Source organism: Marinobacter albus (assembly GCF_030238305.1).
Lineage (GTDB): Bacteria > Pseudomonadota > Gammaproteobacteria > Pseudomonadales > Oleiphilaceae > Marinobacter > Marinobacter albus.
In genome coordinates, this window is record NZ_JASSQD010000002.1 from 345,970 (window position 1) to 368,611 (window position 22,642).

A 22,642-nucleotide genomic window follows, 5' to 3' on the forward strand; every position below is an offset into this window, starting at 1 on the left:
AACTGCTCCGACAGGGGACGTTTACTGGTTCACTGTGTTGTCCAGCGTGGACCCGGTGTTGTTGAGTAAATCCAGTCCGGGATCCAGAAGATCGTCCGTCGGTAAGTCCGTGCCCGGCAGGTCCAGTTCGGGGGTGTCCAGTCCCGGCTGTTCGACGGTCGGCGCATCCAGCAGTTCCTCGCCCGGCAGCTCGGCATCGAACGCATCGCGGGATTCGCGAGCCTGCAAGCTCAGGTCTTCCTCGCGACTCCAGGCTTCGCTGGACAGCTCGTTGGCATCCAGTTCATCCCAGTTCTGTTCGTCGTCCAGCTCGTTGATCGATTCCGGGATTTCCATTTCCTGAACGAAGGAATTATCCAGAGCCTCTTCATCCGCCACCATTCTCATGGTAACGCCATAGTCCTCCTCTGCTACCGCCAGAGTCGGCGTGAGCGAGAAGCCTGCAATCAGAAGCCAGACAAGCCGAACCTGGCCGGGAATTGTTACTTTCATGACGATGGTTCCGTTTCCTTGCCGATGTCCGTACGGAAGGTTTTGCGTTTGGTGCCTTCGCCCAGGTGCGCAACCAGCGTGCCTTCACCCGGGAACAGAATGTTCACCGGCAGGGCCAGCAGGTTGTCGCCGGGCTTCAGGTTTACCTTCCAGCTTACCCGGTGTCGTCCCGGGAAGGGTGCCAGTTCCATGTTCGGCGGCAGCTCCAGGGTCAGGGTCACGTCTTCCAGAGCTTCGGTAGACGTGAATGCCAGCCGGACGGTTTTCTGTGTCGGGTCAGCGGTTACCGCCGAGGGCTCTGCGGTGCCAGCCAGTTCTGCCCCCGGTTGAGGGGCCTGGTTGAACTGGGTGCCAATGAACACGCCGACCACCAGTGCCGCGGCAACGGCACCACTCCAGACGGACGTGGTCCAGTGTCGTTTCGGGGTCTGCTGATCGGTTGCCATGGCCCGGCCGAGTATCCGCGACTCGAAGTCGGGGTCGGGCTCAGGCGCCCGGTCTGCGGCAACCTGTTGGACGATATACGTCGCCGTCGCCAGCGCCACGGAGCAGGCTTCGCAGGATTTGACGTGCTCGCGCATGGCCACCTCAGTGGTCTCGGACACTTCGCCGGCGGCCCAGGCATCCACGTCTTTTCGGAATTCAATGCAGTTCATCGCATTCACCTCACTGGCAGCCACGTTGTTGCTCCTCAAAAGGTTCCATCTCCTCCTGCAATTTCGTCCGGAGCAGCGCCCGTACCCGATGCAGCCTGGATTTTATGGTGCCCAGGGGCACGTCCAGAATCTCGGCAATGTCTTCCTGGCGCCAGCCTTCGGAGTCATGCAGCAGCAACAGGGTTCTCTGGTCGGGCTGCAGTTCGCCAATCAGTCGGTGCAGTATGGCGCTTCGTCGGTCGTTGTCCGTGTGGGTGAGGGGATCGGGTTCGGTGCCTGACAGGGTTTCCAGAAACGGGGTCTGCTGGTCCTTGGGGCCCAGTGCGTTTTCGCTGACCTCTCGCCCTGCCGGTCGCTTGCGGACGTTGTCCACGAACTGTCGGTACAGAACCCGGTGCAGCCAAGGGCGAAGATCCTCGACGCGCTCCAGTTCGTCCACCTTGGGGAACAGCTTGGTGACCACATCCTGAACCAGATCCTCGGCATCGTGCTGGCTGCCGGTTAGCCGGTAGGCAAACGTATGCAGCGGCCTGAGGTGTGGATGGACCAGGCGTTCAAAGCGTTTTGACTTGGATTGGCGAAACGGAAGCAAGGCCAAGTGGATACCCCTGATAAACATCTCGCACTATCAGAGTGCTGCAGGACGTTTCTGATTTTTATCGTGTGCCCAGTCTATCAGCCCCGGGCCTCTGCGGGTATGTCCGTATTGTAAAAAAAAGAACGGCGGTAATGTCAACAAAATCAAAATATTAAGGCTGGTATGCGGAGTTTTTTCGGAAAATCTCCGGGTGGCTTTGGAACCTTTGCAATTAGACCTACGTGGTGGGCAGCTAATGGCGATGGAAGCGCCGAACTACAAGAAACCCAAAGGTGACAGAGTATGCTTATCCGCAACGTATTGTTCACAGCCATATCGGCAGCCGCCGTTGGTTTGACCGGCTGCCTGGACAGCAGCAGCCAGACCCAGAAAAACGCCAATCCCGATTATCGGATCAACAGCGGCCTGATCGAACGTGGGACCCATCCACTCTTCGATCCACTGGAAACAGAGTTCGTGATTCCGAGCGATGCCCTGTTTTTTCTGAGTGAAATCGACGACGGTACCATGCTTAACGGCACCGATCCGGCCAATCAGGTTACCCAGGGTATCGGGTTCCTCGATGGCGCCTCGGTACTGGCGCCCATCGATGTCAAGATCAGCGCCAGTCTCGATGACCAGCAGATACTGGATGCCCGCGACTTCGTCGAGATCGACGGCGCGGTGGTCCCGAATCCCGAACAGAATGTGTTCCTGGTCCCGGTCGAGTACGCCAGCGGCGATGCCCTCCGGCCGCTTGAAGCGGAAGCCCCCGGGCTGACGCCGGCGGAACGCTATCGTCAGGCCCGGCGTCTGCAGGCGCAGGGTGACACCGCCGGTGCCGACGCCATTTTCAGCGACCTGCTGGCGGAAAAGGTCCGGGTGGAGTTGTTGGACATCGACGGTGGTCAGAACAACCTGGTTCGGGTGCTGCCACTGACACCGCTGGCGGCCAAGACCCAGTACGTGCTGGCGCTGACCAACGACATAGTGGATGCCAGTGGCGAGCCACTGGTCGGCTCTCCGGTGTACCAGTCCGTTGCCGATCCCGAGCGTACGTTGTCGAACGCGGCGTTCCAGCCGTTCCGGGACGCCATGTTGCCGGCCCGCAGGCTCGTGACCGATTATTTCGACTTCAAGCGGGAATCTGAGGAATCCGCGGGTTTCCGGTCCGGCTTTGATGACGTGGTATACGCAACCGCGATCACCACCACCGCGGTGGAGGATGTGATCCTCGCCAACGCGGCACCGTTTACCTACTACCGTTCCATGTTGGCGAGCGCCCAGCGCCAGGAGGAACTCGGCAAACTGGTTGACGGTTTCTACAACCTTAGTGACCAGCCCCTTGGCGAGGGTGCAAACGGCGAAGAGGCCAACCTCAACTCGGCGCTTTACGCCACCCTGACAGATCCCGCGTTCCGTCTTTACGACGACAGTCTGGCCACCATCCTGATGGACGCCAACGCCAGTGACACCCCCGTTCTCTATGCCGACGTGGTTGCCGATGCCGGTTCGGATCGCCGGATCGCACACATCGTGCAGGTGGCAACCGCCCTGGCGACCGATGCCAATATCGATGTCGAGGCCAGGGCCCAGAGCCTGGCGTCGGCCGCCGAAGCTGTGGTGGATACGCCCAAACCCCGCACGGTCTCCGTGTTCAGTCAGCGCGACGGCGGCGATGTTAATCCGGCACTCGCCCAGGAGGTCGCCGGCACGCCGCTGAACGTTCATGTCTATGAGGGCGAGATCACGCTGCCCTACTTCCAGGCCCTGCCGGCGGAAGGGGATGGTTCCCCGCTCACCACGGAAAGCTGGCTGCCCGCCGATTTTTCCGGCGACGAGACACTGAGCGCCGCACCGTCTGACCGGATCAGCTACCGGTTTCCGTTCGCGCGCAAGGTTGCCGACACCACCGTACCCCTTGTGGTGGCGGCCCCGGACACGGATAACCTGGTCATTGCCGGCCAGCAGCCGGCCGCAGGTTATCCGGTCATCATTTACCAGCATGCGGTGACCACCGACCGTTCCGCCATCCTGCCGATGGCCACGGCGGCCGGGCTGCTGTGTGCGGACCCTGCCAACAGCCACGATTGCTTTGTGACCATTGGCATTGATCAGCCGCTGCACGGTATTTTCGGTGAGGGCATCGTGGGCCTGAATCCCATCACCACCCAGGACGGTGCCTCGGCGGACGCCACTGAGCGCCATTTCGGCTTTGCCGCCAGCGCCGACCTCAGCCCCGTGCCGGCGGGGGAGCTGGAAGCGCCGGAGTCCGGCAGCCTGTTCCTGAACTTCGCCAATTACGCCAACACCCGTGACAACATGCGTCAGGGGGCGCTGGACCTGCTGAACGTGAGTGCGTCACTGCAAGCGATCGAGGACGCGATCAACGCCTGTGCCGACTGCCCGCAGTCCCTGAACCTGGATCCGGATCGGGTCTACTTCCTGAGCCATTCCCTGAGCGGGATGGGCGGCGCAGCGTTTCCCCACGTCAACAACGCGGCCATCGAAGCCGGTAACGCCAGTCTGAGCCCGATCACGGCCTCGAACTTCCTGAACACCGGCGGCGGCTTTACCCGTCTGGCAGAGAACTCCCAGTCCATCGCGCCGCGGGTGCTGCCAGGCCTGGATGCCGCTTCGGCTGGCCTCCTGACTCAGGGGCGCACCGAGCTGAACATCTATTTCAATGTGTTCCAGGGCCTGCTGGATTCCGCGGATCCGACCGCGTTCGGGCCGCTGTACCGGGATAAACCTGTGCTTCTGACCGAGATTGTCGGGGTGCCCGACGATGTTGATCGGCCCACCGATGACACCATTCCCAACGCCGCCGATCCCTTGCTCTACGCGCTCGGACCGCTGTCCACCACGATTCCGGAAACCGGCTTCGTGATTGAGGGCGAGAACATGCCGATGGCCGGAACAGATCCCCTGGCCGCGGCCATGGCGGCGGAGTCCACGCCGCTGGGTACCGACCTGCCCTACATCACCCGCTATCTGGAAGGCTCCCACGGCAACCCGATTTCCGCCGGTCAGAAGAGTGCAGACAGCTTTTCTTCCCGGGCCGTGTTCGACGAAATGGTGTTCCAGATGCTCACCCTGTTTACCGGCAACGATCCGGTCACCGTCAACAACCCCTGCGTCGTCAAGGATGCGGATACAACCGGCACCGATTGCACGGCCGATGGCAATACCGATTCCGGTGACGGTAGTGGATCCGGCGGAGACGGTGGCACCGGAGGCGGCGGTGGCGGCCTCCTGGATGGTGGCCTGCCAATTTGATCCCGAGACCGGTCCCGGGATGCCGGGACCGGTCTGAAATCCTTCAGATACACGGTAAATCATGGCGTTAGCCTCGCCACACGGGGAGGCTTTGCCCAAAACTTGCGGAGCAAACGCAATGACAACAACAAACTCCCCATTCCCCGGAACGACCCGTCTGGCGCTGGCGGTGCAACTGGTCTGCCTTTCCACATCGGTCGCGGCCTTCGATTTCGACATCTACGAGATCGACGCCTCCCTGAGTACGACTCTGACCGCCGGCATTGCCTATCGTCTTGAAGACCAGGACAAGGACCTGATCTCCCAGGGCAACCTGGGGCCGGAATTCGCGTTCAGTGACACCGGCGCGTCGTCCAATAACTTCGACGACGGCAACCTCAATTTTGAAAAGGGCGAACCCTATTCCCAGATCCTGCGCGGTCGCAGTGAGCTGTTCCTGGACTACGCCCCCGACAGCGACGTGCTTACCCGGGTCGGCGCGCTCGTGCGCGGCAGTTACTACTACGATCACGAGCTCAAGGACAATCCCCGGGCGGTCGATCCGGTCGGGCAGCGCCGGGAACTGAATGAGGAAGCCAAGGACAACGCAGCGGGGGCGGACCTGCTCGATGCCTACGTTTTCACCGACTGGTATTTCGGGGATACCCCGGTCTCCCTCCGCTACGGTCGCCAGGTCGTCAACTGGGGCGAAAGCACCTTCATCCTCGGTGGCATCAATGCCATTAACCCAATTGACGTGCCGGCCTTCCGGGCGCCGGGCGCAGAACTGAAGGACGTCCTCCTGCCGGTGGAGATGCTGTACACCTCGGTCGGCATTACCCCGGAAGTCACCATCGAGGCCTTTGTGCAGACCGACTGGGAGCCGTTCCGGATTGATGACTGCGGTACCTTCTTCTCCTCCGCGGACGTCGCCGCCGATGGTTGCGGGCCGGTTCTGCTGGCAGGCCAGGTGCCCGATTCCCAGGCGTTCGAGGAAGGCTTCATCGCACCCCGCCTGGGGGACAGGGAGCCCGGCGACAAGGATCAGTTCGGCATGGCCGCCCGCTGGTTCATCACCGACCTGGATGCCGAACTCGGGCTGTTCTACACCCGTTACCACAGCCGCCTGCCCTACATCAGTGGAGTGGTGAATAATCCGGAGTCACCGGAGGCCAACCAGTTCAACGATCCGAGCAAGCCGTTCTCCCGGTTCCCGAGTTACTTCATCGAGTATCCCAAGGGCATCGACCTGTTCGGCCTGAGCATCAACACCACGCTGCCCACGGGCACCTCGCTTGGCGCGGAATACAGCTTCCGGCCCAACCTGCCGATCCAGTGGAACACCTTCGAACTGATCTACGGTGGCCTGCAACAGCGTGGCCCTGACGGCCAGGTGGTCAGCAAGCTGGAGCAGCGGGAACGGGCCAGCGGCGGCAACTATGCCGGTGATGCCGTGGATGGTTATGACCGGTTCAAGGTGTCCCAGGCCCAGGCGACCGCGATTCACTTTATCGACCGGGTGATGGGCGCGGCCCGCTTCATTATCGTCGGTGAGGTGGGCGCCACCTACATCCACGATTTCCCCGGCAAATCCCAGGCCCGTTATGGCCGCTCGGGCATCTACGGGGTCGGGCCGGTACCGCTGGATGGCCCCAGTTTCTCCGGCGATTTCTGTAGCCAGGGCACGGACAGCGATCCACGCCTGAACATCAACGCGACCAACTGCAAAGGCGACGGGTTCACCACCTCGTTCTCGTGGGGCTACCGAACACTGTTCGTCTGGGATTACCCGGACGCGGTGGCAGGCGTGAATCTTCGCCCGAAACTGTTCTGGACCCACGATGTAAAAGGCTACGCACCGGATCCGGGCGGCAACTTCAGCGAAGGCAACAAGTCCATCGGGCTCGGCCTCGAAGCCACCTACCAGAACGCCTACAAGGCGAACCTCAGTTACACCACTTACTTTGGCGGCGATTACAACGTCACGAACGACCGTGATTTTGTGGCTGCCTCAGTTTCCTATTCCTTTTAATCAACGCGTGACGTAACAGGAGCAATCCATGAACACGATCAGAACCCTTATGTATGGCGCAGTGGCCAGTGCCTTGTTGACATCCGGGTCTGCGGTTGCCGCGGTCTCCGCGCAGGAAGCGGCCAAACTGGGTGACACCCTGACCCCGATGGGTGCGAAGCAGGCGGGCAATGGCGACGAAATCCCGGCCTGGACCGGTGGTCTGACCGAGGCGCCGGCGGCGTACAAGGGCGACGGCCGGTACGTAGACCCGTTCGCCGGCGACAACGAGCTGTTCCGGATCAATCAGGCCAATCTGGACCAGTACGCCGACAAGCTGAGCCCCGGCCAGATCGCCATGATCAAGTCCCACGATGATTACTTCCTCCCGGTCTACCAGACTCGCCGGACGGCTACCTACCCGGAAGCGGTCCAGCAGCAGACCATGGAAAATGCCACCGAGGTGGAACTGGTGGAAAGCGGCAATGGCCTGAAGAACTACCAGACCGCGACACCGTTCCCGATTCCCCGGAATGGCCTGGAGGCGATCTTCAATCACATCACCCGCTACCGTGGCGGTTCGTTCACCCGCAACGTCGCCCAGGTGACACCGCAACCCAATGGCGATTTCAGTCCGGTGAAATTTACCGAGTCGTTCACCGAGCGGGTGGCGCTGGAAGACTACGATCCGGCGGAGGATCCGAACGTCATGTTCTACTTCAAGCAGGCGATCACCGCGCCGTCGCGACTGGCCGGGAACGTACTGCTGGTGCACGAGACCATTAACCAGGTGAAGGAGCCCCGTCGGGCGTGGTTGTACAACTCCGGCCAGCGCCGGGTGCGCCGCGCCCCGAACGTTGCCTACGACGGACCGGGTACCGCGGCGGACGGTCAGCGGACGTCCGATAACCTCGATCTCTACAACGGTGCGCCGGACAAGTACAACTGGGAACTGGTGGGCAAGAAAGAGATGTACATCCCGTACAACTCCTACCGTCTGGCCAGTGGCGAGCTGGATTATGAGGACATCATCAAGCCGGGTCACATTGACCAGAGCCTGGCCCGCTACGAGCTGCATCGGGTCTGGCATGTGAAGGCCACCCTCAAGGATGAAGAGCGGCACGTGTACGAGGTTCGGGACTTCTATCTGGATGAGGACACCTGGCAGATCGCCCTGGTCGATCACTACGATGGCCGCGGCAATCTGTGGCGCGTCGCCGAAGCGCACGCCATGCAGATCTACGACGCCAACATTCCCGCGTACGCGTTCGAAACCCTCTACGATCTGCTGTCTGGCCGGTACCTGGTCATGGGCATGACCAACGAGGAGGACAACCCTTACGAGTACGGCACTGAGCGGAGTTCGCGGGAGTACACCCCTGCGGCACTGCGTCGGGCAGGTGTTCGCTAGGGCGCCGGTTGGCGGGTTCCGGCTCCGGGGCAGCGACGACTGGCCCGGAGTCGAGCCCCGGATAAAGGAGTGGACGTCATGTTGGAACTGATGCAAACCACACTGCTGTTCGAAATCGAGCAGCGACTGGTCTACCGGAATGGCCGGTGGCTGGTCCGGACCCGGGAAATCCCGGAGCTCGGCCCCTACGATTCACGCCTGGAGGCGGTGGAGGGATTGTACCGCCATGTTGCCGTATGCTCCGGTCGGCTCACACGGGGTGAGCCGGGGCTGGCCCGGGCGTTTGTCCAGCATTCCGTCGCCCGGTGTCAGGAACCTCACTGCGATATTTGCGCAGACCTCGAGGCCCTGACTCCTGACGCGCCCCGGGGTCAGCTAAAGGCAGCAATGCCGGTCTGACCACGGCCCAGAATCAGGGCGTGGACATCGTGGGTCCCTTCGTAGGTGTTGACCGCTTCCAGGTTCATCACGTGGCGGATCACGTGGTATTCGTCGGAAATACCGTTACCGCCATGCATGTCGCGGGAAACCCGGGCGATGTCCAGTGCCTTGCCACAGTTGTTGCGCTTCATCAGAGAGATGGCGTCGGTTGAGTAGTTGCCGGCGTCCATCATCCGACCCAGTTGCAGGGCACCCTGCAGGCCCAGGGTAATTTCGGTCTGCATATCCACCAGCTTTTTCTGAATCAACTGGTTGGCCGCCAGGGGCCGACCGAACTGGGTGCGTTCCAGCGTGTAGTTGCGGGCCGCGTGCCAGCAGAACTCGGCGGCGCCCAGGGAGCCCCAGCTGATGCCGTAACGGGCCTTGTTCAGGCAGCTGAACGGGCCTTTCAGACCTTCCACGTCCAGCTTGTTCTCGTCCGGGACAAAGACTTCGTCCATAAAGATGGAGCCGGTCTCGGACGCCCGCAGGGAGAACTTGCCTTCAATTTTCGGGGTTTCCAGGCCCTTGGCGCCGCGCTCGATCACAAAGCCGGTGATCTTGCCGTCCAGTTTGGCCCAGACCACGCACACGTCGGCAATGGGGGAGTTGGTGATCCAGGTTTTGGAGCCGCTGACCAGATAGCCTCCGTCAACTTTCTTGGCGCGGGTTTCCATGCTGCCCGGGTCAGATCCGTGGTTGGGCTCGGTCAGGCCGAAGCAGCCCACCTTTTCGCCGGAGGCCAGTTGCGGCAGGATGCGCTTTTTCAGGGCTTCCTGGCCAAAGGCGTGAATCGGGTGAATGACCAGTGACGACTGGACGCTCAGGGCGGAGCGGTAGGCGGAATCGACCCGCTCCACTTCCCGGGCAATCAGGCCATAGCAGACATGGTTCAGGCCCGGGCCGCCATACTCTTCCGGCAGCGTGGCGCCAAGCATGCCCAGCTCGCCCATGTCGTTGAAGATGGTGCGATCGAACTTCTCGTGACGGTTGGCTTCGATAATGCCGGGCATCAGGCGCTGGTCACAGAAAGAGCGGATGCTGTCGCGAACCTGGCGCTCGGTTTCATCCAGTTGTGTATCGAGTTGCAGTAAATCATCCCAGGGTGCGGAAGCCATGGTGTTTCTCCTCGGTAAAAATCAGTGGTTAACCCGTTCAATAACAGCAGCAATGCCCTGGCCGACGCCAATGCACATGCTGATCAGGGCGTAGCGTCCGCCGCTGCGTTCCAGCTGGCGGGTGGCAGTGAGTGCAATTCGTGCCCCGGATGCGCCGAGGGGGTGGCCGACGGCAATGGCGCCCCCGTTCGGATTCAGCCGGGAATCGGTCGGGTCAATGCCCAATCGGGTGGTGCAACCGAGAACCTGGGCGGCAAAGGCCTCGTTGATCTCGATAACGTCTATATCCTTGAGGCTCAGGCCAGCGCGGGCCAGCGCTTTTTCGCTGGCGGGAACCGGGCCATAGCCCATGACGTGGGGAGCCACGCCGGCGATGGCGGAAGCCACGATCCGGGCCCGGGGCTGCATGCCGGCTTTTTCGCCGGCTTCCCGGGAGCCAATAATCAGGGCCGCGGCGCCGTCGTTGATGCCGGAGGCATTACCGGCGGTGACCACGCCGCCCTCGAACAGCGGCCGCAAACCGGCCAGGGCTTCTACCGTGGACTGCGGGCGCGGATGCTCGTCCTCGCTGACGGTGACTGGTGGTTTTTTACGCCCCTGCGGCACCTCGATGGGCAGGATCTCGTCGGTGTAGAAGCCGGCGCGGCGGGCTTCCTCGAAGCGGGCCTGGCTCTGGGCAGCAAACCGGTCAACCAGGTCCCGGTCCAGATTCAGCTCCCGGGCAATGTTGTCGGCGGTTTCCGGCATGGTATCCGCACCAAACGCCCGTTCGATGGCCGGGTTCGGGAAGCGCGCGCCAATGGTGCTGTCGAAGGCTCGGAAATCCCGGCTGAACGGGGACTCGCTCTTGGCCATCACGAACGGCGCGCGACTCATGCTCTCGGCACCGCCGGCAACAAACAGGTCGCCTTCGCCACACCTGACCGCACGGGCGGAATCAATAATGGCGGCCAGTCCCGAGCCGCACAGGCGGTTGACGGTCAAGCCGCCGGTCTCAACCGGCAGGCCGGCCAACAGCCCGGCATGGCGCGCCAGGTTACGGGCATCTTCGCCGGCCTGATTGGTGCAGCCGGCGATCACGTCCTCATAGGTCTCGGGGGCGAAGGCATTGCGCTCAACCAGGGCCCGGATCACGCTGGCCAGCAGGTCATCGGGGCGAACCGGGGCGAGGGCGCCGGCGTGACGGCCGAAGGGAGTTCTCAGTCCGTCATAGATATAAGCGCTCATGGCTGCTTCCTCTATATACAGGGGACCAGATGTCATTGTGAGCTGAAGAGCCCGGCGAAGAAAGCTGTCGGGTCTGCCTGGTCATTTATGCTAGTATAGTTTCGTTAAGCGAAACACAGTTTTGTAATGAGTTCACGAAAGACTAATCCGGGTGTGTTTGAAATGCAAGCAGAGACCATCCCTTTCGGGCCGGTTGAATCATGACGGCAGTGGAACGCGGGTTGTTGCCAATTGCGGTTGTCCTGGAACTGGTTGCCATGTGCCTGGCCAGCCAGTCGTTGAGTGCCCTGGCCGGCGTGCTGTTTCTGGTGGGGTTTCTGTGGGCCGGTAAGCGCCTGCAAGCCTACTCCCGGGCCCTTCTGGTGGTAGCGCTGGCGGTCACCGCGTGGCTGACCTATAAGGGCGAGTTGACGACGCCCCAGCTCATCAAGGCATCGGCGGATGCCGCGTTCTATGCCGCGTTTCTCGGCAGCCTCGGCATGATGCAGTGCCTGGTCCGGCGGTTCGAGGTGCTGCGGCGCATCCACGACGTGCTGCTGGGCGGTCGCCCGGTCTGGCTGTACCCGAAATACGCCCTCGTCAGCTGTGGGATTGCGTCCGTACTGAGCTTCGGGATGATGAATCTCTTGTGCGGCACCCTGTCGGAGACGCTGAGCGAACGCGGAATCACCGGTCAGTCCAGGTTGCGATGGTTGCGCAGTGTGCTGATCAGTACGCTTCGGGGCTTTGCCCTGGTGCCTCTGGTTGCCCCCACGAGCGTGGCGGTGGCGATCCTGACCCGGGAACTACCGGTCTTGAGCTGGTCCATGCTGCTGCCATTCGGTGCGACCGCAGCGGTTGCCCTGGTTCTGCTGGGATGGCTGCTTGAACAGCGCCGTTTCCGGCAGGTCAGCACTGAGCGCGTTGCGCTGGACCAGTGGCCGGCCGGCACGGTCAGGCTGCTGGTTCTGGTCCTCGTGGTCTTCTCCGTGATGGCAACGCTGGTGGCGCTCACCGGCTTGAAGGTGTCGGCGGCGGCCATGCTGGCAGTGCCGGCCATTACCCTGCTTTACATGCTGTGGCTGGACCGGTCCCCGGTAACCATTGCCCGGGAGTCGTCGGTCCAGATATCCGCAATGAGCAACGAGATGGCCATCTTTGCCGCCTCGGCCATTCTCGGTGTGACCCTGTCCGCCGTTATACCAGGGGATGCCCTGAGCGGCCTGGCCGCTCAGGCCGGCGGCGTGTTCGTGCTGGCCGCCGCCGGCCTGCTGATGCTGCCGCTGCTGTCGGCCATCGGCATCATTCCGATTACTGTGCTCAGCATCCAGGCCGGATTCCTGCCCCAGCTGGTTGCCGAGGGCGTGGACCCGCTGCCCATTGCGGTTGCGCTGGTCATCGGGTTCTCGCTGGCGATGATGCTGTCGCCGTTTGGTCCGTCGGTGATGCTGCTGTCGCGCTTCGGGCAGATATCCCGCTGGAAGGTGGCGTTCCGCTGGAACGGGGTGTTCGTGCTGATCGCGGTGCCGCTGTTGCTGGCGTTCCTGGCGTTAATCCTGCGCTGATCGGGGGTCAGTAACCCCGTGAGCGGTCGACCACGCCGCTGATCGGCATGCCCGCGGCGTGATCCCTGATTTTTCCGGTGATCTGTTCGATGGTGGATTCGCGAAGCGTGCGTGCCGAGATGTGCGGCGTGACGGTGATGCCCCGATGGCGCCAGAACGGGTGGTCCGCCGGCAGAGGTTCCTCCCGGAACACGTCCAGCGAGGCCCGGGCCACCTGGCCCTCGTCCAGAGCGCGCAGCAGGTCTTCCTCAACCAGGGATTCCCCCCGCCCCACGTTGATCACCACCGCGCCCGGCTGCAATTGGCTGAGCAGCGGATAGTCGATCAGATTACGGGTGGCATCGGTCAGCGGCAGGGTGTTGACCAGTACCCGGGTCCTGTTCAGGAATTGCCCCAGTTGGCCGGAGCCCGCATAGGTGGTGACGCCGTCCAGGCTGTGTTCGCCCCGGGCCCAGCCGTTGACCTCGTAGTCCAGGGCCGTGAGGGTGCGGGCGACCCGCTGGCCGATCTGGCCCAGGCCCATGATGCCGACCGGCCATTCGTTACGTCGGATGGGGCGATGGATCTTCCACGTGCACTGTCGCTGCTGTTCCCGATAGCGGTTCATGTCACGGCTGGCCTCCACCAACTGATGCAGGACGTATTCCGCCATCTGCACGGACATGCCGGCATCCTCAAGGCGCACGACGGTAAGCTCCGGGGGCAGGGCCGAAACAGCCATCAGGCCATCCACGCCAGCCCCCAGGTTGAAGATCGCTTTCAGGTTCTTCTCCCGTTCGAACAGTGCCGCAGGGGGCTGCCAGACGATCGCATAGTCTGCCTCGACGGCGGGGCCGTCCGGATCCCAGGTAAACACTTCCGCCTCGGGTAACAGCGTTCTGATTGGTGCGGTCCAGCGCTCCGGTTTCGGATCACCGGCGACAAAAACTACTTTCATGGCGGCTCCACGCTCGAAATATCAGGGTTATCTGGTTATGCTATTTTACTGAGTAAAACGAAATGCCGAAAAAAATCACCAAATACGGCCTTCAGCCAGCCGTTAGCATTAAATTTATGAAACATTCGGGAAGAGTGTTTCATATTCGGCACAGATTTTGAAAAGACCTTGTGGTACTTGATTTCATCAGCGATTAAAATACCGCATCTTTTGTATGCATGGGACTTATATCCCGGACACCGGATCAGGCGAAGCTGTCGGAGGACGCCTCACTATGTCGAAAGCACAAACCACTTCACCGGAACTGATGGTTGCCTCTGGTGATGGTGAACCGGTGAAGCCGGAGAAGGATCGCAAATTCGTCGAGGCACTCTCGCGCGGGCTTGATGTCCTGCGCGCCTTCAGCCAGGGTTCGGTGATCCTGGGCAACCAGGACATCGCCCGGATTACCGGTCTGCCCAAGCCCACGGTCTCGCGGATGACCTACACCCTCACCAAGCTGGGCTACCTGAGCTACAACGTGCAGTTGGAAAAATACCAGCTCAGTTCCGGTGTGCTGGCGTTGGGGTATGCCTACGTTTCCAACCTTAAGGTTCGCCAGCTCGCCAAACCCTACATGGACGAGTTTGCCCGCCAGACCAACATGTCGGTTGGCCTGACCTGCCGTGACCGCCTGCACATGATCTATGTGGAGAATCGCCTGCCGCCGGAAGCCTCTCTGCTGCGCATGGACATCGGGCTCAAGCTGCCGATGGCCACCACCTCCGCCGGTCGCGCGTATTACTGTGCCATCAGTGACAAGGCCCGGAAAATGATTGATGACGCCATGGAGGCCAAATACGGCCCCGAAGGCTGGCCGGAGAAAAAGGAAGGGCTTGAGCGCGCCAAGGAAGACTATGAAAAGTATGGTTTCTGTCTGTCGCTCGGTGAGTGGGACCGGAACATCAACTCCGCCGGCGTTCCGATCCAGCTGCAGGATGGCACCATCATGGCGTTGACCTGTGCCGCCCCCTCCTACCTGGTGCCGGGCGAGAAACTGCGCGAAACCATTGCCCACCAGTTGGCCATGCTGGCCAGCGATATCGAATCCCTGGGCGTCTGAGCGCCGGGGCCGGCACCACTGAAGTGCCTTAGCCACGGGGTCTTACCAAGAAACCGCAGAGGAAACTCTGCGGTTTTTTTGTGTCTGGTCTTTAATTGGTGGTTGAAACGTCGGAAAAACTCCTATTAAATCGTACCCATGTTTCGCTTGTTAAAACTACATTCCATATTAGGCGAGGAGAAATTATGTCTGAGGTCGTAACTTACAACCGTGAAGGCACCGTTGGCGTGATTACGGTGAACTATCCCCCGGTGAATGCCCTCAGTCACGCGGTTCGTTCCGGCCTCGTGGCCGCACTGGAACAGGGGCAAAAGGACTCCGGCGCCAAGGTATTGTTGCTGGTGTGCGAGGGGCGCACCTTTATTGCCGGTGCGGATATCCGCGAATTCGGCAAGCCCATGCAGTCACCGGGGTTGCCGGAGGTCATGGACCACTACGAAAACAGTGACAAACCGATGGTGGCGGCTATCCACGGCACGGCTCTGGGTGGCGGTCTTGAGACGGCCATCGCGTGTCATTACCGGATTGCCCTGAGCAGTGCCCGGGTGGGGCTGCCTGAGGTGAAGCTGGGCCTGTTGCCCGGTGCCGGTGGCACCCAGCGCCTGCCGCGCCTGACCGGTGCCAAAAAAGCCCTCGAAATGATCACGACCGGTGAGTTCGTCGATGCCCGCGAGGCCCTGGAATTGGGCATTGTCGATGCGGTGGACGACGGCGACGACATCAAGGCCGCCGGCCTGGCGTTCGCGCAGAAAATTGCCGATGAGGGCAAGCCGGTCCGTCGGGTACGCGATCTGACCGAAAAACTGGAGGCGGACAAGGGCAGCGACGTGTTCGACCAGTTCCGTGCCAGCCTTGAGAAGAAGGCCCGGGGCCTGTTCTCGCCATTCAAGTGTGTCGATGCGATTCAGGCCGCGTTCGAGCTGCCCTTCGACGAGGGCATGAAGCGCGAGCGTGAACTGTTCACCGAATGCATGGAGTCGCCCCAGCGGGCGGGCCTGATTCACGCCTTCTTCGCCGAGCGGGAGGTGTCCAAGGTCAAGGGTCTGGCCAAGGATACGCCGGTTCGCGACATCAACAGCGTGGGCATTATCGGCGCCGGCACCATGGGCGGCGGCATTGCCATGAATTTCGCCAACGTCGGTATCCCGGTCACCATTGTTGAAGTCAAGCAGGAGGCTCTGGACAAGGGCCTGGGCATTATCCGCAAGAACTATGAGAACTCCGCCAAGAAGGGCCGCATCAGCCAGCAGCAGGTGGAAGAGCGGATGGCGCTGATCTCCGGCAGCCTGACCTACGACGACTTCAAAGAGGTCGACCTGGTCATCGAGGCGGTATTCGAGAACATGGCGATCAAGAAGGAGATCTTCGCCAAACTGGATGCCGTGTGTAAGCCCGGCGCCATTCTCGCATCCAATACTTCGACCCTGGATATCGATGAGATCGCCTCGGCCACCGGGCGTCCGGAAGATGTGGTCGGAATGCACTTCTTCAGCCCGGCCAACGTCATGAAGCTGCTGGAGAACGTCCGTGGCAGCAAGACCTCCGATGAGGTGAAGGCCACGGTGATGGCGGTGGCGAAGAAGATCAAAAAGGTGGGTGTGCTGGTCGGCAACTGCTACGGCTTTGTCGGTAACCGCATGCTGCACAAGCGCGGCGCCGAGGCCATGTCGCTGGTCAACGAGGGGGCCACGCCCCAGCAAGTGGACAAGGTCCTGACCGATCTGGGGTACCCCATGGGTCAGTTTGCGATGTCGGATCTGGCCGGCATTGACGTGGGTTACCGCATCCGTGAGGAACGCCGCAACGCCGGTGAAAATGTGCCCGCGAGCTGGGTGGACAAATTGGTGGAGCAGAATCGCCTGGGGCAGAAGACCATGGCCGGGGTCTACAAATACGAAGAAGGCAGCCGCAAGCCGATTCCCGACCCGGAGGTGGACGCCATCATCGCCGACTTCCGCAAGGAGCAGGGCATCACGCCGCGCGAGATTAGCGATCAGGAAATCCTGGAGCGTTGCATGTTCGTGATGATCAACGAAGGCGCCAAGATTCTGGAAGAGGGGATCGCGGACCGGGCCCTGGATATCGATGTGGTGTGGATCTATGGCTACGGCTTCCCGGCCTACCGGGGCGGCCCCATGTTCTGGGCCGACCAGCTTGGCCTGGATACCATTCTCCAGGCGGTGGAGAAATATTACGACGAACTCGGAGGTGACCAGTGGAAACCATCGGCTCTGCTGAAAAAACTGGTTGCCGAGGGCAAGTCCTTCGGAGATCTGTAAATCTATTGGGGTAAGTAGTTATGTCTGATGCAGTGATTGTTTCCACCGCCCGCACGGGTCTGGGCAAGTCCTTTCGTGGCGCCCTCAATAACACCCACAGCGTTGACCTGGCGGGCCACGTGATCCGCCACGCCGTTGAGCGCGCCGGCATTGACCCGCACGTGGTTGAAGACGTAATCCTGGGCGCTACCTTTCACGAGGGGGCCCAGGGCAAGAACATGGCACGCCTGGCCGCGATCCGCGGCGGCCTGCCGGTGACGACGGCGGGCCTGTCGATCAACCGGTTCTGCAGCTCCGGGCTCCAGTCCATTGCCATTGCCGCCCAGCGGGTGGTGTCGGAGAAAGTGCCGGCGATGGTGGCCGGCGGGGTCGAATCCATTTCCCTGGTCCAGAACGACAAGCTCAACAGCTTCCACGCTACCAATGACTGGTTGATGAAGCATAAGCCGGAGCTGTACCTGTCGATGATCGAAACCGCGGACATCGTGGCCCAGCGCTACAAGGTCAGCCGGGAATCCCAGGACGAGTACGCCCTGGTGTCCCAGCAGCGCACTGCGGCCGCCCAGGAGGCTGGCCGTTTCAATGACGAAATCGTGCCCTTCGATGCCTCCATGCTGGTGAAGGACCGGGAAACCGGTGAGGTCAGCCAGAAAGACGTGACCCTGAACCGGGACGAGTGTAATCGGCCGAACACCACGCTTGAAGGTCTTCAGGGCCTGGATCCGGTGCGCGGGGAGGGGCAGTTTGTCACCGCCGGCAACGCCAGTCAGCTGTCCGACGGCGCCTCGGTGTGTACGGTGATGAACAGCACCTACGCCGAGAAGAACAACATCGAACCCATGGGCATTTTCCGTGGCTTCGCGGTCGCCGGCTGCGAACCGGATGAAATGGGCATCGGCCCGGTATTCGCGATTCCGCGCCTGCTGCAGCGCAATGGCCTGACCATGGACGACATCGACCTGTGGGAGCTGAACGAGGCCTTTGCGTCCCAGGTGGTGTATTGCCGCGACCGGCTTGGCATTCCCATGGAAAAACTCAACGTCAACGGCGGCTCCATTGCGGTCGGTCACCCCTATGGCGTGACCGGTTCCCGTCTGACCGGCCATGCCCTGATCGAGGGCAAGCGTCGCGGAGCCAGGTACGTGGTGGTCACCATGTGCATTGGCGGTGGCCAGGGCGCGGCCGGCCTGTTTGAGGTGGTGTAAGGGGGCTCCATGCAGCAGAAGATCATCAACCCTCAGGATCTGGCGTTCCAGCTGTTTGAGCTGCACGACGTCGAACGGGTTCTGGGGTTTGATCGTTATGCCGATCACAGCCGGGAGACCCTGCAGGCCGCCCTCGACCTGGCCCTGAAAGTTGCAGCCGAGGAATTTGCGCCCCACGCCCGGTTGGTGGACGAGGAAGAACCCCGGTTCGAGCAGGGCCGGGTGGTGATGCGGCCCGAGGTCAAACGGGCACTGGATGTGCTCCGGGACACCGGCCTGATGGCCGCCAGTCAGGATTACGAGCGCGGGGGCATGCAGTTGCCGGCGGCCGTCGCGCAGATGTGCGTCGGTCTGCTCAAGGGGGCGAACGTCGGCACCCAGGGCTACGCCGGCCTGACCATTGCCGCCGCCAACCTGATCATGGTGCAGGGCTCGGAGGCGCAGCAGCAACGCTACGCCGAACCGATGATGGCCGGTCGCTTCTTCGGCACCATGTGCCTGACCGAACCCCAGGCCGGCTCCTCCCTGGGGGATCTGCGCACCCGCGCCGAGCCCCAGGCCGACGGCAGCTACCGGTTGTTCGGCAGCAAGATCTACATCTCCGGCGGCGATCACGAACTGAGTGACAATATCATTCACATGGTGCTGGCGCGTCTGCCGGACGCGCCACCAGGCGTGAAGGGTATTTCCCTGTTCCTGGTGCCCAAGTTCCTGGTCACCGAGGATGGCCGTCTCGGCGAACGCAACGACGTTGCCCTGGCGGGTCTGATCCACAAGATGGGATACCGGGGCACCACCTCGACCATGCTCAACTTTGGCGAACGGGACGGCGCCGTCGGCTACCTGGTGGGCGAGCCTCACCAGGGCCTCGCCGCCATGTTCCACATGATGAATGAGGCCCGCATCGGGGTCGGGCTGGGCTCGGTCATGCTTGGCTACACCGGCTACCTCCACGCCCTGGACTATGCCCGGGAGCGCCGACAGGGCCGGCCGGTCGGCGAAAAGGATCCGGCCACCGCCCAGGTGCCGCTGATCCGCCACGCCGATATCCGTCGCATGCTGCTGGCCCAGAAGGCCTACGTCGAGGGCGGGCTGGCCCTGTGCCTGGAGGGAGCCATGCTGGTGGACGAGAAAAAACACGCCGCCACCGACGCCGAGCGCCGGCAGGCCGCCGGCCTGCTGGACCTGCTGACACCGGTCATCAAATCCTGGCCCTCACGCTACTGCCTGGAGGCCAACAGCCTCGCCATTCAGGTTCATGGCGGCTACGGCTACACCCGGGAATACCCAGTGGAGCAGTTCTACCGGGACAACCGGCTGAACCCGATTCACGAGGGCACTCACGGCATTCAGGGGCTGGACCTGCTTGGTCGCAAGGTCTCCATGGCCGGCGGTGAGCACTACCACGAACTCATGCGTCGCATGGAGGCGAGCCTGGCTGAGGCCCGGCAACATGCCCGGCTGACGGGATCGGCGGATCGGCTCGACGTGGCGATGCGTGCCATGGCGGCGGCAACCGACGCCATCAACGGCGAAAAACAACGTGGTAACACCGAGAAGGCCCTGGCCAACGCCACCCTGTACCTCGACGCCTTTGGCCATGTGGTGGTGGGTTGGCTCTGGCTGCGCCAGGCTCTCCGGGCCCTGTCCGGTCTGGCCGGTAAAGGTGAGCAGACGCCGGAATTCTATGAGGGTAAAGTGAGGGTTTGCGACTACTTTACCCGGTACGAATTGCCCAACGTGATCAGCACGGCGGAGTTGCTGCAGGCCGTGGATACCACTGCGCTGGATATGGTGGACGAACAGTTCTGACACGCACTAGCACGGGAGTTTGAAGCGAATGGATAGACAAGCGAAGGCCGTGGTCTGCCGGGAATGGGGGCAGCCCGTTCAGGTCGAGACCATCACCGTCGAAGGCCCGAAACGGGGTGAAATCACCATCAAGATCGCCGCCTGCGGGGTTTGCCACAGCGATCTCTCCGCGACCACGGGCAAGATCCAGTATCCGCCACCCCTGGTCCTCGGTCACGAAGCCGCCGGCGTGGTGGTCGAAGTGGGCGAGGGCGTCACCGATTTCCAGGAAGGCGACCATGTGGTCAGCTCCTTCATCTCCATGTGCGGCAAATGTCGCCAGTGTGTCCGGGGCCGCCCGGTCCTCTGCGAACACGCCCGCAAGGCCATGTTTACCCTGCCCGACGGTACTGTCCGCACCAAAGACAGCCAGGGCGAACCACTCAACGTGTTCGGGGCCTGCGGCGTGATGGCGGAATACGCCACCATGCATGTCGATAACTGCGTCAAGGTGGACGACAAGGTGCCGATGCAGAACGCTGCCCTGGTGGGCTGTGCGGTCATGACCGGCGTGGGGGCGGTGTTCAACACCGCCAAGCTGGAGCCGGGTTCCCGGGCGGCCGTGTTCGGGATCGGAGGTGTCGGACTGAACGCCATCCAGGGATGCGCCACGGCCGGCGCCGAGATGATCGTGGCCGTGGACAACAATGACCGGAAACTGGCTATGGCAAGGGAGTTCGGTGCCACCCACACCGTGAACATCAACGAGGTGGATGATCCCGCCCGCGCGGTCAAGAAGCTGACCGGTGGTGTCGATTACGCCTTCGAGTGCGTCGGTGCCGGTCCCGTGGTGGAACAGGCCTACAAGAGTCTCGGCCGCGGCGGTACCGCGGTGGTGGTGGGCGTTGCCGATCCCAAGGACAAAACCTCGGTGACCACGCTGACCCTGCCCGCCGACGAACGGACCCTGAAGGGCAGCTGGCTGGGTTCGGCCCGGCCCCAGCATGATTTCCCGCGCATTCTGGGTCTCTACCAGGCCGGCAAACTGAAGCTCGACGAACTTATCACCCGCACCTACCCGATCGAAGACGCCGCCCAGGCTTTCGATGATATGGTGGCAGGCAAGAACGCCCGCGGCGTGATTGTCTTTGACTGAGTCAGGAGGAACCGTATGAACGATCTGAGCAGGAACTACATTAACGGGCAATGGGTGGACTGGAGCGGCGACACTCTGGACGTCCACGAAGCCGGGACCGGCGAGGTCATTGCCCGGGTGCCCTCCTCTGGCCGGGAAGAAATGGAACAGGCCATCGCCGCCGCCGATCGCGCCTTTGACTCCTGGTCGGAAAGCACCCTGGAGCAGCGCATCAAGGTGCTCGAACAGCTTCATGTCGGGTTGAAAGAGCGCAGTGGCGAAATCGCCGAAACCATCTGCCGGGAGGTGGGGATGCCAATCAAGCTGGCGACCGCGATTCAGGCCGGTATGCCAGCGACCATGACAAAATCCTACCTGAAACTGTTGCCGGATTTCCCATTCACCGAGCAATCCGGCAACTCTGAAGTTCAGTATGCGCCGGTGGGTGTGGTCGGCTGTATTACGCCATGGAACTACCCACTGCACCAGGTCATCCTGAAAATTGTGCCGGCCATCGCTGCCGGCTGCACCGTGGTGCTGAAGCCCTCGGAAATCGCGCCCCAGAGCGCTTACATCCTGGCCGAAATCCTGGATGGTACGGATCTGCCGAAAGGGGTCTTCAATCTGGTCTGTGGTCTGGGTCAGACCGTGGGTGACACCCTGATCAAGCATCCGGACGTGCGCATGGTGTCGTTCACCGGCTCCACCCGCACCGGCAGCCTCATTGCCCACGCTGCCGCGGACGACTTCAAGCGTATTGCCCTTGAGATGGGCGGTAAATCGGCCTCGGTGGTGCTGCCCGATGCCGATCTGGGCGCCGCGGTGAAAGGCACGGTGAACAACTGTCTGCTGAACTCCGGCCAAACCTGCACGGCGCTGACCCGATTGCTGGTCCCGGCGGACCAGCACGACGAAGCCTGTGAACTGGCGGCAGCCGCGGTGGCAAAAATGACCCCGGGTAACCCGCTCGAGGAAACCACCCGTCTCGGGCCATTGGCGTCCGAACAACAGCGAGACCGGGTGTTCGACTACATCCGTCTCGGCATCGAGGAAGGCGCGACTCTGGTTGCCGGCGGCCCGGAAGCCCCAGACGGCTGTGACCAGGGCTACTTTGTGAAGGCCACGGTGTTCGGCAACGTCAAACCGGACAGCCGCATTGCCCAGGAAGAGATTTTTGGGCCGGTACTGAGCATCATTCCCTACCAGGATGAAGCCGACGCCATTCGCATCGCCAACGGCACCGAATACGGGCTGTCGGGTGCGGTCTGGTCGGCGGATCAGGACAAGGCGAAGAAGGTGGCGAGCAAGCTGCGTACCGGGCAGGTCACGGTCAACGGCGGTGCCTTCAATCCGCAGGCACCGTTCGGCGGCTTCGGCCACTCCGGCATTGGCCGTGAATTCGGCAAGTGGGGCCTGGAGGAATTCCTGGAAGTGCGCTCACTCCAGCTTTAACACCCGAAGTCAGCTCGGCCCCTGGGG

17 protein-coding genes are annotated in these 22,642 nt (G+C 62.0%); 11 read left to right on the forward strand and 6 right to left on the reverse strand.

Annotated features, from left to right (window positions below; all coding sequences use genetic code 11):
- Positions 1–21 precede the first annotated feature (21 nt).
- Genes QQF73_RS13110 through QQF73_RS13120 form a run of 3 tightly spaced genes read right to left on the reverse strand, consistent with a single transcriptional unit; the run spans position 22 to position 1,746 of the window.
- The gene (locus QQF73_RS13110; RefSeq protein ID WP_285368485.1) at positions 22–492 is read right to left on the reverse strand and encodes a hypothetical protein; all 471 of its coding nucleotides are present in this window, start codon (positions 490–492) and stop codon (positions 22–24) included.
- Positions 489–1,172: a zf-HC2 domain-containing protein gene (locus tag QQF73_RS13115; protein WP_285368486.1), complete on the reverse strand. Its 684-nt coding sequence runs from the start codon at positions 1,170–1,172 to the stop codon at positions 489–491. The genes QQF73_RS13110 and QQF73_RS13115 overlap by 4 nt, the downstream gene beginning before the upstream one ends.
- The gene (locus QQF73_RS13120; RefSeq protein WP_285368487.1) at positions 1,159–1,746 is read right to left on the reverse strand and encodes an RNA polymerase sigma factor; all 588 of its coding nucleotides are present in this window, start codon (positions 1,744–1,746) and stop codon (positions 1,159–1,161) included. Before QQF73_RS13120 ends, QQF73_RS13115 begins: the two co-directional genes overlap by 14 nt.
- Before the next feature lie 282 nt (positions 1,747–2,028).
- Between QQF73_RS13120 and QQF73_RS13125 the strand changes: the two genes are divergently transcribed.
- The 4 genes from QQF73_RS13125 to QQF73_RS13140 all read left to right on the forward strand — a co-directional run bounded on the left by QQF73_RS13125 (position 2,029) and on the right by QQF73_RS13140 (position 8,804).
- Positions 2,029–5,004, forward strand: coding sequence for a hypothetical protein (locus QQF73_RS13125; protein WP_285368488.1), 2,976 nt, complete (start codon positions 2,029–2,031; stop codon positions 5,002–5,004).
- Positions 5,005–5,122: 118 nt separating this feature from the next.
- The gene (locus tag QQF73_RS13130; RefSeq protein WP_285368489.1) at positions 5,123–7,015 is read left to right on the forward strand and encodes a DUF1302 domain-containing protein; all 1,893 of its coding nucleotides are present in this window, start codon (positions 5,123–5,125) and stop codon (positions 7,013–7,015) included.
- Between the two features lie 49 nt (positions 7,016–7,064).
- Positions 7,065–8,405 carry a DUF1329 domain-containing protein gene (locus QQF73_RS13135; RefSeq protein WP_416383214.1) on the forward strand — a complete coding sequence of 447 codons (1,341 nt, stop codon included), beginning with the start codon at positions 7,065–7,067 and terminating at the stop codon, positions 8,403–8,405.
- Positions 8,406–8,483: 78 nt separating this feature from the next.
- On the forward strand, positions 8,484–8,804 hold the full coding sequence (locus tag QQF73_RS13140) for a hypothetical protein (RefSeq protein WP_219867695.1): 321 nt from the start codon (positions 8,484–8,486) through the stop codon (positions 8,802–8,804).
- Here QQF73_RS13140 and QQF73_RS13145 read toward each other — a convergent pair.
- Entirely contained in the window at positions 8,777–9,943 is a 1,167-nt protein-coding gene (locus QQF73_RS13145) for an acyl-CoA dehydrogenase (RefSeq protein ID WP_219867696.1), read from the reverse strand. The genes QQF73_RS13140 and QQF73_RS13145 overlap by 28 nt on opposite strands.
- Before the next feature lie 21 nt (positions 9,944–9,964).
- Positions 9,965–11,170 carry a 3-oxoadipyl-CoA thiolase gene (locus QQF73_RS13150; RefSeq protein WP_219867697.1) on the reverse strand — a complete coding sequence of 402 codons (1,206 nt, stop codon included), beginning with the start codon at positions 11,168–11,170 and terminating at the stop codon, positions 9,965–9,967.
- A gap of 200 nt (positions 11,171–11,370) precedes the next feature.
- Here QQF73_RS13150 and QQF73_RS13155 point away from each other — a divergent pair, with 200 nt between their 5' ends.
- Positions 11,371–12,714, forward strand: coding sequence for a hypothetical protein (locus QQF73_RS13155; RefSeq protein WP_285368490.1), 1,344 nt, complete (start codon positions 11,371–11,373; stop codon positions 12,712–12,714).
- Between the two features lie 7 nt (positions 12,715–12,721).
- On the opposite strand, the gene QQF73_RS13160 is transcribed toward QQF73_RS13155, so the two are convergent.
- On the reverse strand, positions 12,722–13,651 hold the full coding sequence (locus tag QQF73_RS13160) for a 2-hydroxyacid dehydrogenase (protein ID WP_219867699.1): 930 nt from the start codon (positions 13,649–13,651) through the stop codon (positions 12,722–12,724).
- Between the two features lie 274 nt (positions 13,652–13,925).
- Here QQF73_RS13160 and QQF73_RS13165 point away from each other — a divergent pair, with 274 nt between their 5' ends.
- From QQF73_RS13165 to QQF73_RS13190, 6 genes are all read left to right on the forward strand, one after another.
- Positions 13,926–14,753, forward strand: coding sequence for an IclR family transcriptional regulator (locus QQF73_RS13165; RefSeq protein ID WP_219867700.1), 828 nt, complete (start codon positions 13,926–13,928; stop codon positions 14,751–14,753).
- A 185-nt stretch (positions 14,754–14,938) separates the two neighbouring features.
- Positions 14,939–17,032 carry a 3-hydroxyacyl-CoA dehydrogenase NAD-binding domain-containing protein gene (locus QQF73_RS13170; protein WP_285368492.1) on the forward strand — a complete coding sequence of 698 codons (2,094 nt, stop codon included), beginning with the start codon at positions 14,939–14,941 and terminating at the stop codon, positions 17,030–17,032.
- A gap of 20 nt (positions 17,033–17,052) precedes the next feature.
- Positions 17,053–18,237, forward strand: a complete 1,185-nt coding sequence (locus QQF73_RS13175) for an acetyl-CoA C-acyltransferase (RefSeq protein ID WP_285368494.1) — start codon at positions 17,053–17,055, stop codon at positions 18,235–18,237.
- A 9-nt stretch (positions 18,238–18,246) separates the two neighbouring features.
- Positions 18,247–20,049, forward strand: a complete 1,803-nt coding sequence (locus tag QQF73_RS13180) for an acyl-CoA dehydrogenase (protein WP_285368495.1) — start codon at positions 18,247–18,249, stop codon at positions 20,047–20,049.
- A gap of 28 nt (positions 20,050–20,077) precedes the next feature.
- Positions 20,078–21,184: a zinc-binding dehydrogenase gene (locus tag QQF73_RS13185; RefSeq protein ID WP_219867704.1), complete on the forward strand. Its 1,107-nt coding sequence runs from the start codon at positions 20,078–20,080 to the stop codon at positions 21,182–21,184.
- A gap of 15 nt (positions 21,185–21,199) precedes the next feature.
- A complete protein-coding gene (locus QQF73_RS13190) occupies positions 21,200–22,615 on the forward strand; it encodes an aldehyde dehydrogenase family protein (RefSeq protein WP_285368497.1) in 1,416 nt (471 codons plus the stop codon).
- Positions 22,616–22,642 lie beyond the last annotated feature (27 nt).